General features: G+C 63.7%; 12 protein-coding genes. All 12 read right to left on the bottom strand.

Annotated elements, in window-relative coordinates:
* Positions 1-83 precede the first annotated feature (83 nt).
* Positions 84-392 (bottom strand): flagellar hook-basal body complex protein FliE, encoded by a 309-nt coding sequence (fliE, locus tag AC11W3_RS22525; protein ID WP_484089180.1) that lies wholly within the window; start codon positions 390-392, stop codon positions 84-86.
* 20 nt (positions 393-412) lie between these two features.
* Positions 413-853, bottom strand: a complete 441-nt coding sequence (gene flgC / locus AC11W3_RS22530; RefSeq protein WP_484089181.1) for a flagellar basal body rod protein FlgC — start codon at positions 851-853, stop codon at positions 413-415.
* A gap of 1 nt (position 854) precedes the next feature.
* Positions 855-1,277, bottom strand: coding sequence for a flagellar basal body rod protein FlgB (gene flgB / locus AC11W3_RS22535; RefSeq protein WP_484089182.1), 423 nt, complete (start codon positions 1,275-1,277; stop codon positions 855-857).
* 107 nt (positions 1,278-1,384) lie between these two features.
* Positions 1,385-3,430 (bottom strand): tetratricopeptide repeat protein, encoded by a 2,046-nt coding sequence (locus AC11W3_RS22540; protein ID WP_484089183.1) that lies wholly within the window; start codon positions 3,428-3,430, stop codon positions 1,385-1,387.
* Positions 3,431-3,657: 227 nt separating this feature from the next.
* Positions 3,658-4,662 carry a response regulator gene (locus AC11W3_RS22545; RefSeq protein WP_484089184.1) on the bottom strand — a complete coding sequence of 335 codons (1,005 nt, stop codon included), beginning with the start codon at positions 4,660-4,662 and terminating at the stop codon, positions 3,658-3,660.
* A 13-nt stretch (positions 4,663-4,675) separates the two neighbouring features.
* A complete protein-coding gene (locus AC11W3_RS22550; RefSeq protein ID WP_484089185.1) occupies positions 4,676-5,185 on the bottom strand; it encodes a chemotaxis protein CheX in 510 nt (169 codons plus the stop codon).
* Entirely contained in the window at positions 5,182-5,544 is a 363-nt protein-coding gene (locus AC11W3_RS22555; protein ID WP_484089186.1) for a response regulator, read from the bottom strand. The genes AC11W3_RS22550 and AC11W3_RS22555 overlap by 4 nt, the downstream gene beginning before the upstream one ends.
* Before the next feature lie 110 nt (positions 5,545-5,654).
* Complete coding sequence (locus AC11W3_RS22560) at positions 5,655-6,713, bottom strand: sensor histidine kinase (RefSeq protein WP_484089187.1); 1,059 nt, start codon at positions 6,711-6,713, stop codon at positions 5,655-5,657.
* 359 nt (positions 6,714-7,072) lie between these two features.
* The gene (locus AC11W3_RS22565) at positions 7,073-7,465 is read right to left on the bottom strand and encodes a rhodanese-like domain-containing protein (protein WP_484089188.1); all 393 of its coding nucleotides are present in this window, start codon (positions 7,463-7,465) and stop codon (positions 7,073-7,075) included.
* 298 nt (positions 7,466-7,763) lie between these two features.
* The gene (locus tag AC11W3_RS22570) at positions 7,764-8,594 is read right to left on the bottom strand and encodes an MBL fold metallo-hydrolase (protein ID WP_484089189.1); all 831 of its coding nucleotides are present in this window, start codon (positions 8,592-8,594) and stop codon (positions 7,764-7,766) included.
* On the bottom strand, positions 8,591-8,803 hold the full coding sequence (locus tag AC11W3_RS22575) for a YgaP family membrane protein (RefSeq protein WP_484089190.1): 213 nt from the start codon (positions 8,801-8,803) through the stop codon (positions 8,591-8,593). The genes AC11W3_RS22570 and AC11W3_RS22575 overlap by 4 nt, the downstream gene beginning before the upstream one ends.
* A gap of 2 nt (positions 8,804-8,805) precedes the next feature.
* The coding region (locus tag AC11W3_RS22580) for a C-GCAxxG-C-C family (seleno)protein (protein WP_484093869.1) at positions 8,806-8,990 on the bottom strand (185 nt) is incomplete at its 5' end.

An 8,990-nucleotide genomic window follows, 5' to 3' on the forward strand; every position in this document is an offset into this window, starting at 1 on the left:
CCCCTGCTTACCCCCCCCGTCAAAGGAGGGGGATGCCGCCAACAGGGGAGAGCAATACCTCGCTCCCCCTCTGACACGGCGGCCTACACCGGCATCCTCATGATCTCCTGGTAGGCCTCGACCGCCTTGTTGCGGACCTGGCTCAGGAGCTGGAAGGAGATGCTCGCCTTCTCGACCGCGATCATGACCTCGTGGAGCCCCTTGCTCTGGCCGGTGGCGAGGCCCTGGATCGACTGGTCGGCGTTCTGCTGCAGGTCGTTGACCTTGCCGACCATCTCTTCCATGACCTTGCCGAAGCTCTGGGTCGGGTTGGACTGGGCTTCCTGCGCCCCCTTGACGGGGAACGCCTGGGACAGGCCCCCGCCGACCCCTTCTATCGCTGATATCTGCATCCGGTTTCTCCTGTTATTGACTAGCGGCCGAGGTCCAGGGTCTTGAGAGCCATGCTCTTGGCGGCCTGGGCGGCGGTGACGTTGGCCTCGTAGCTGCGGCTGGCAGAGATCATGTCGGCCATCTCCTCCACCACGTTGATGTTCGGATAGGCCACGTAGCCGGAGGCGTCGGCGTCCGGGTTGTTGGGCTCGTACTGCATCCGGGGGGGATTCTGGTCTTCCACGATCTGGGTCACCTGGACTCCTCCCCTGGCCTGGGTGGCCTTCCCGAGCGCGGCGCCGAAGGAGCCGGAGGCGTTGGCCGATGTCGCGGCGAAGAGGGCGTCCTTGCGCTTGTACGGTCCTCCCTCCGCGGTACGGGTGGAGTTGGCGTTGGCCAGGTTGCTGGAGATCAGGTTCATCCTGGTCCGTTCTGCGGTGAGCGCCGAGGCGCTGATGTCCATCGAGGAGAAGAAGTCCATGTTAGAGAGCCCCCTTGATTGCCTGTTTCAGTCCTTCGAATTTTTTCGCGAGGAGCTGGATGGAGGCGTTGTACATGATCTGGTTCTCCGCCATCTTCGACATCTCGCTCTCCATCTCCACGCCGTTGCCGTCCGGGCCGGTGTTGCCGTCGGCTGCCTGCACCACCGTTCCCTGCACCATCTCGAGCGAGCCCGTTCCGTGCCTGAGCGGTATGTGCCTGGGATTGGTGGTCGAGGGCGTACCCCTTCCCCCCTTTTCCAGGGCGCCCTTCAGCTCCGACTCGAAGGAAAGGTCGCTGGGGGTGTAGCCGGGGGTCTCTACGTTGGCCAGGTTCCCCGAGATCAGCGCCTGCCTCTTGGCCCGCATGTCCAGGGTCTTGCCGAGGAGCTCTACTGTGGTTCCGAAAATTCCCTCAACGGGCATGGTTCACCCTCCTTAGGTGTCGCAGGTCGCTGCAGCAAAAGGCGTACCAGCTCGCCGGGCCGCTGCTGGCGCGGCTTCCGGCGGGAGTGAGTCAGGATTTTGACAAATCAGGGGAGCTCGCGGGAGATCTTCAGCCGCCACTTGAGGTCGGCCAGGGCCTCTGCGGCCAGCTTGCCCCAGGTCCCACTTCCGCCGCGGGCCGCCACCTGCTCCCAGGTCTCGCGGGCTTCGTGCACCATGTTCATCTGCAGATAGAGCTCGCCCATCTTGTAGCGGAACTGATCCGCGCTCTCCCCTGAGGCGAGCTTCGCCCCCTCGCGGTAGGCGGTGAGCGCCGCCGGGTACTCCTTGAGGGCGACCCTGGCCCCCCCCGCGGCAAAGTAGCCGTCGGGGAGGAGGGGGGATCCTTTCGGGGCCTGGGCGATGAAGCGGGAGAGCGATCGTTCGGCTCCGCGCTCTTCTCCGGCGGCGGCCAGGGCCTTGCCGAGGTAGTAGTCGCTCTCGGGGAATTCGGGCCTCCCCCCCTTGGCGAGAAAGGCCAGCTCGGCCGCGGCGCCCTTGAGATCACCCTTCTCGAAGAAGATCCGGCCCAGCTGTTCCCGCACCCTGGGCACCCGTGAATCGGACGGGAAGCGGCTGAGGTAGCCACGGGCGGTGGATTCGGCCAGGGTGAGATTCCCCAGGGTCAGCGCGTCCTCGACGGTGACGGCCGCTATGAAGGGAGCCGCGCCCGCGGCCCAGCTCCGGTCGGCCAGGTAGCCGAAGAGCTCCAGTTCCCGGGTCAGCATCCCGGCGCCGCGGAAGGCTTCCGCCAGGCGGGGGACGAATCGAGAGTCGCTGAAGCAGCGGGCCAGGTACTCCCGGTTGTCGAGGGCCAGCCTGGCCAGGGCCGCGTTGTCCTTGGCGGCGTAGAGTTCCAGGTAGACAGGGAAGAGGAGTTCCTCCCGCATCTTTTTGACCACGGTGGAGAAGATCCCGCGCGGATAGCAGGTGTCGTAGTTGACGGCTGCTTCCAGCGCCTCGCGGGACGGGCCGTAGAGCCCCTGCAGAAGCGCCATCTTGAAGAGGGCCTCGTCCCTGGTGGAGAAATCCCCGGGGGCCTGGTAGATTCCCCGGTACCTCTCCAGGAGGGCCCGGTAGCGGTCCCGGGAGAGCGAGAACATCTCGCGGTCGGCCAGCTTCAGCCGCGCGCGGGCTGCGGCCGCAGTTCCGGGGGCGTGCGCCACCAGGGTGCGGTACATCGACAGAGCCAGGGCCGTTTCACCCTGCCGCTCCCACATGAGGGCCAGCCGGTCGAGGAGGGGAGCCGCATAGACGGTGCCCGAGAAGCGGTCGATCAGCCGGGCGAGGAGTGTGCGCCCCCCTGCGAAGTCGCCGCTTTTGCCCCGCACCTCGGCATAGCTCAGCACGATCTCCGGGGCCTGCTCCAGGTAGGCCGGCCATAGGGTCTCCCCCTGCCGGAAGGCGGATAGCGCCTCGGAGTTGCGGTCGAGCAGTGCCAGCGCCTCACCGAGGCGGTACCAGGCCAGCGCCCGTACCGCCGGGGACTTGGCCAGGAAATAGTTGAAGGCCTCGACGGCCTCGCTCGCCTGCTCACGGTAGAGAAGGCCCTCGGCGCGCTGGAAGAGCTTCACCTCCTCGGGGGAAAGGAGCCCCTTGAGGAGCTTCGAGTCGGTCGGCGTGAAGGGGAGCCCGGAACGGGCCGGGACCTGGAATTGGCGCACGAACTCCTCCGTGCCGCTGAGGATCGGCTCGCGTCCCGGCGCGATGTCCGGTCGGGGCAGCCCCCTTCTTACCGCCGGGCCGATCTCCAGGGAGAGCACCGAGGGGTCCGCCAGCGAGAGCGCCTGCACGACCGACTCCCGCTCCCGGACCGGGATCACGATATTCAGGCCGTGGTAGCGGGCGGAGCAGAAGACCCCGGATACCTGGGGGTCGCTGTAGGAGCGCAGCCTCTTGAAGGAAGGGGAATCGGCCCCCCTGACGCTGACCCGGACGCGGCCGGGAAGGGCGCTGACCCGGTAGTCGGGAGGATCCTGGAAGAAGAGCTTGACGGTGGTGAAGCCCCTGTGGGGGATGACCTGGATGCGGCGCAGACGGTTATCCTGCTGCGCCTGCGCCGTCACCGGGAGGGCGCAGACGAGGATCACCATAAGTAGCCAGGGGAGAAGCCCCGGGCGAGCTGTACGCCGCGTATAGATCATGGGGAGTGGCAAGGCAAAAGGCATGCCGGAGCGCACGGAGAGTCCCGCGGCGGTGCAACTTCAGGATTTACTGGGATTTTCGGGAATGAGGGGAGCCTACGGAGAGAGGCGCGGCGCAAGGCGCGCCCCTCCAGTCAAAAAAGCCGCAGGACGAGATGGTTTTTTGACTCGGGCTATCAGGCGTTGAGGATCTTGTCGACCTTGAGGTTCAGCTCCCGGGGGTCGAGAGGGAGGATCATGATGTCGCGGGCACCGGCCTTGAGGGCCTTGAGGACGGAGGTACGGGTCCACTCGGGGGCGCAGAGGACCACCTCCCCCCCATGCTTTCTGGCCATCGGGACCACCCTCCTGCAGATGGAGAGGTCGCGGTCGAAGGTGCGCTTGAGGGAGATGACCGCGATGCGGAACTCCTCCTGCGAGAAGAGCTGCGGGAGGTCGGCGCCCAGGGGGGCATCGATCACGTTGAAGCCGGCCGGCGCCAGCCCGTCCACGATCTCCTGGCGGGAATCCTCGTCGCCCAGGACCAGGATCGCCGGGATGACCTCGCCTTCCTCCTCCGCGGCCGCCTCGGGCTCGGCAGCTGCGGGCTCGGCGGCCTCCTCTCCCTCCGGGTCGAAGAGCTTGGCCAGCGGGGGCGGGATCATGATGTCCAGCCGGTTCATCTCGTGCCCGGCGATCTCCAGGGGTGCACGGTACATGAGGTAAGGCCCCTCGGGCAAGGGGAGCTCGTCGGTCAGGCTGTCGACTTCCGGGATGTACTTCTGCGGAGAGAGGAGCTTGAGGTGCACCTTGTCCGGGAGCTTCGGCTGGAAGACTGAGTTGAAGGAGCCGATGATCTGGTTGGCGATCTCGCCGAAGGCGTCGACGTCATCGGGCTCCTGGATGCTGAGCCTGCGCTTCTCCTGGATGCGGGGACCGGGGATGCCGAGGAGGATGCTGCTCATCACGATGGCGTCGGCCAGCGAGAAGAGGAGGTAGAAGCGCCCGGGGTAGGCCTCGCGGGATTCCACGCCGACCACGTATATGGCGCCGTCCTCGCCGGCCAGGTAGCTCCTGCGGTCGGTGTTCAGCACGTCCGAGGCGGCCACCGTCAGGTTCTGGCCGAGGAGCATGCTGCTTTCCTCGCCCGCCTGCTTCATGGCCGCGTCCAGCATCGATTGCAGATTTTGATAGGCAGACATCAGTGATCCCGCTTCAGGCTTCCTTGTGCAGCTTCAGTCCCACCAGGAAACGCTCGTTTTCATTGGTAAAAGGTATGACTACGCAGTCGCTGTCGGACATGGAATTGATGGTGTATTCCTCGCCGGAGATCACCGTCGGTATCGAGAGGTTGATATCGAGCCCCCCCTTCGACAGGATCTGCTTCACGTAGCCGCCCAGCATGTTGGCTATCTCGCCCAGTGCGTCGTTGACGTCTTCCGTGACCTCGTCGACGTCCATGCCGAGCATGTTGGAGGTGATGCGCAGGGCCAGGGTCCGCGGACAGTGGATGGAGAGAATTCCCGTGTAGGTGCCTGCCAGGCCGACCATGCCGGTGACCGAGCAGTGGAATGAGGTGACCGGCTCCTTGAGCGGGTAACTGTCCTGCGGATCCAACATCACCATGGTGCTGAAGACCTCCTTGGTGGCGTTGATCACGTAGCCGGCCAGTTCCTCCTCGCTCAGGTGGGTGCTCTGCGCGATCTCCTCGTTGAGAGCCATCATAAAAGTCCTCCGAGCTTCTCGTTCAGCTGGTCGGGGGTGAACGGCTTCTTGATGCTGTCGCTCGCCCCGCTGGACATCGCCTCCTTCAGGATGTCCTCACCACCCTCCGTGGTGATCATCACGATGGGGACGTTTACCCCTTTGGCCCGGACCGCCTTGATGAATTCGAGGCCATCCATGTTGGGCATGTTGATGTCGGAAAGGATCAGGTCGATCTTTTTTCCTTCCATCGTGCTCAACCCCTCGATGCCGTCGCCGGCCTCGTAGATGTCGTCGACCGCGAGCCCCGCCTGGCGCAGGCTGCGGGAGATGATCTTTCTCATGGTTGAAGAATCGTCGACTATCAGTACGTTGCCCATGCTCTTTTCCTCCTTGGGTGTTGATGCCTTGGCGCCCGGCACCATCGGCCTCCCGGCGTCGCCGCCTGAAGAAGCCCTCCGGCCGCGCCGCATCCAGGTTTCATGGATGGCTAATCGGCTGTGGCGCTGGAAACTTTAATGGATAACGGCTTGTCGCAGTCGAGGGGGAGGAAGACCGAGAAGCGGCTGCCTTTCCCGGCGGCGCTTTCCACGTCTATGCTCCCGCCGTGGGCTTCGACGATGGCCTTGCTGATGGTGAGCCCCAGGCCGGTTCCCTTGAAGCCTTGGGCCCCGGTGGCCCGGAAGTACTTGTTGAATATGCGGGGTACCTCGTCGGGGGGGATGCCGATCCCGGTATCCACGACCTCCACGACCAGGTACTCGTCGTGCACCTCGGTCCGGACCTGGATGGTGCCCCGCCTGGGGGTGAACTTGACGGCGTTGCCGATGAGGTTGGAAAAGACGCGGGCGATCTGCTTCCCGTCGAGGTTTAACCGCGGCAGGTCGGGGCGGATGTCGATGGAGAAGGTCGAGCCGTGGACCACCGCCTCCCGGGCGCCGTCGTTGCAGCAACCCTCCAGGAGCGCCCGCACGTTGCAGGGCTGGCGATCGATCTGCAGGAGTCCGGCCTCCAGCCGGTAGGCGTCCAGCACGTCCTCGATCATGGTCAGCATCTTCTTGGCGCTTTTGTCCATCTCCTTGAGGAAGAGCTGCAGCGAGCTGTCGACCTTGTCCGGGACCTCTCCCAGGAGCGCCTGCACGTATCCCATGATCACGGTGAGGGGGGACTTCAGGTCATGGGTCATCATGGCGACGAACTCCTCCCGGTCCCGCTTCTCCCGTTTCTCCTGGGTTACGTCCCGCAGTTCAAACAGGTCACCGCAGCCGCCGTCCATGGGAACGCGGACCGAGCGCACCAGCACCACCGCACCGTCGATGCTGATCTCCACCGGCTCCTCGGGAGAATTTTCGCTGAGCACCCGGTAGATCGGGGTCCTGAGCGGGAGCATGTCGACACGCTTGCCGAGCACCTCGGTCCGGCTGATCTTGAGGATCTCTTCAGCCTTGCGGTTGATGAGCACGACCTTGCCGTTACCATCCAGGTGCACGACCCCCGAATCGACCAGCTCCAGCGCTCTTTCCGCTATGTTTTCCCGTCCCGTGCCCATCATTCCTCCGCCGACTACCTCCTCCATACTTATCGGGGGAAATCTCCAGAGCTTGAGCGGAAGCTCCCTCAGCTCCCAAGTTTACCAGTATTTTCGTGGCAGCAAAGGGGGTTAGGATATGAGTTGCCTGTAAAATGGGGAGAGCCAGCGGAGATGAGATGAAGATGCGGGGGACTGGCGTTGGGGTGTACGAGGGCGCCTGGGGTGCGTCGCTGTGCCTCACCTGAGTTCGACAGTAAGGGCGGCATCGTCGCCGCGAAGGTTCGCGCCGAGGACGGCGCTCCTACGAAGGCGGATATTGCAGGAAGCGCCCTCCCCTTCAAGGGGAGGGACGGGGTGGGACGGTTACATCGGGAGGGTCAGCGGCCCTTCTCGATCGGGAAGCCGCTCTTGTACCAGCCGACGATGCCGTCCGCGATGTGGTAAAGGTCGCGGTAGCCTTTGGAGGCCAGCAGACGGGCCGCGGTGTTGGAACGTGCGCCCACCGCGCAATAGAGGAGGACCGGCTTGTCACGCGGGACCTCCCGAACCCTTTTTTCCAGTTGGTCGAGAGGGATCAGCATCGCCCCGCGCAGGTGGGCCTGCCGATACTCCTCCGGAGTGCGTACGTCCAGCAGGACGATCCCGCTCTTTTTAGCCAGGAGCGCCTTTGCCTCCGGCGCGCTCAGGTTTACCACGCCCTGGGCAAATGAATGGGAAACGGTGGCGGTAACGAGTGCCGAAATCATCATCAATACTTTTACAGCTTTCACAAAACCTCCATTGAAACTACCTGCACTTCAGCTTGCGTGCTTCTACAGGCTCGGCACGAACGGTTTTCTTTTTCTTCAATCTTGTCGAACTCCGACTGTCGGGCTCTGCCCTTCAGCTGATACATTCAGCCGGTTCAGCCGAGCCTGTCCGAGAGGTACTCGTAGGTTCAGCCTCTTTCGCCTGAGCCTGTGGGAGAGCGTGCTGACAACTGCAGCCGGTTCACCCTGAGCCTGTGGGAAAGTTTACTGGTAGTTCAAGCCGTTCACCCTGAGCCTGTCGAAGGGTGCATTCGCGCTGTCACTCACATTCCAACGTGTACCCTACATGCGCAGGTTTGAAGGCTCCGGGGAATTCGTGGGCCAGCCTGGCAGAGGCTTGGAACCCGGTGCAGTGACCGGCGGAGATCTTTTTCACCCGGTACCGCTTCAGCGCCTTGACCGTCTCGTCGAGCTGGAGCTGCGAGGAAAAGCCGAGATGGCAGCCGCCGACGATACCGTACAATTCCTCGATGCCCGTCTTTTGCCGTGCCAGTTCCACGGTGTTCACCACCCCGGAATGGCAGCAGCCCAAAAGGAGGAGCAGTCCCTTCGGGGTCACGATCACCAGCGACTGGTCATCGGCCACGCGGTCCCGCTCGCAGGCGTTGAGATTGAAGAAAAGCCCGCTATCGCCCTCCTCGAAGGAGGTCACCCGCGGCACCTCGCCGGTCAAGAAGATTCCCGGACCGATTTCCCGGAAGCTGTCACTGTAGGAAAATGACGCCCCGACTCCTTCCAGAAAGGTTTCATCATAGGGGATCCCGATCGAATGCGACACCCCTTCCCGGACAGAATAACGCTTGGCAAAGACATCAGGGTGGGCGAGGACCCGCTTCGGCCCGCAGCTTTGCAGGAGAGCCCACAGCCCGCCTGCGTGGTCGTAATGTCCGTGCGACAGTACGACCTGCCCCACCCCCCTCAGGTCCAGATTCATGCGCTGGGCATTGTGCAGGAGGGTCTGGCCACCTCCGGTATCAAAGAGGATCGTTTCGCCGTCACGCTCGACGAGGGCGGCGAAGCCATGCTCTCCCAACGTGCCGGAGAGGGGGCCTGCGGAGTTGTCGCAGACGATCCTGATCCGGCAGCTCATTTACAGCAGCTCTTCTGCGGCAGCTTCGGCACCCCCAGCTTGTCAAGGATGGCCATCATCGGGCACCAGTTGGTGAAGCCTGACTGGAATAGGTTGAGTCCCACGAAGGCGGTGAACCACAGCCAGCGGGGGTCGTGGTAATGGGCCAGGGCCACGGAGAGCATGATGAAGGTCCCTGCGATGAGTCTTAAAAGTCTGTCGATGTACATAGTCAGCTCCTCTTCCCTTTACTTCCCTTCTCCTGCAGCAGCTCCGCAATCTTCCCGGCCACCTTCGAGGTGAGCTCGATGCAACCGCTCTTCCCCTTGGCGGTCAGGACCTTGCAGCAGGTGACGCGATGCTCGCTCTTGAACCACTCGTGCAGCTCACGGGTGGTGGCGCCGACCGCCTTCCGGT

It is taken from the genome of Geomonas sp. (assembly GCF_056994735.1).

Bases quoted from the DNA above. Each gene is read 5' to 3' on its own strand.
- fliE (WP_484089180.1), bottom strand. From the start codon at position 392: ATGCAGATATCAGCGATAGAAGGGGTCGGCGGGGGCCTGTCCCAGGCG.
- flgC (WP_484089181.1), bottom strand. From the start codon at position 853: ATGGACTTCTTCTCCTCGATGGACATCAGCGCCTCGGCGCTCACCGCA.
- AC11W3_RS22550 (WP_484089185.1), bottom strand. From the start codon at position 5,185: ATGATGGCTCTCAACGAGGAGATCGCGCAGAGCACCCACCTGAGCGAG.
- AC11W3_RS22560 (WP_484089187.1), bottom strand. From the start codon at position 6,713: ATGGGCACGGGACGGGAAAACATAGCGGAAAGAGCGCTGGAGCTGGTC.
- AC11W3_RS22545 (WP_484089184.1), bottom strand. From the start codon at position 4,662: ATGTCTGCCTATCAAAATCTGCAATCGATGCTGGACGCGGCCATGAAG.
- AC11W3_RS22570 (WP_484089189.1), bottom strand. From the start codon at position 8,594: ATGAGCTGCCGGATCAGGATCGTCTGCGACAACTCCGCAGGCCCCCTC.
- AC11W3_RS22555 (WP_484089186.1), bottom strand. From the start codon at position 5,544: ATGGGCAACGTACTGATAGTCGACGATTCTTCAACCATGAGAAAGATC.
- AC11W3_RS22575 (WP_484089190.1), bottom strand. From the start codon at position 8,803: ATGTACATCGACAGACTTTTAAGACTCATCGCAGGGACCTTCATCATG.
- flgB (WP_484089182.1), bottom strand. From the start codon at position 1,277: ATGCCCGTTGAGGGAATTTTCGGAACCACAGTAGAGCTCCTCGGCAAG.
- AC11W3_RS22540 (WP_484089183.1), bottom strand. From the start codon at position 3,430: ATGGTGATCCTCGTCTGCGCCCTCCCGGTGACGGCGCAGGCGCAGCAG.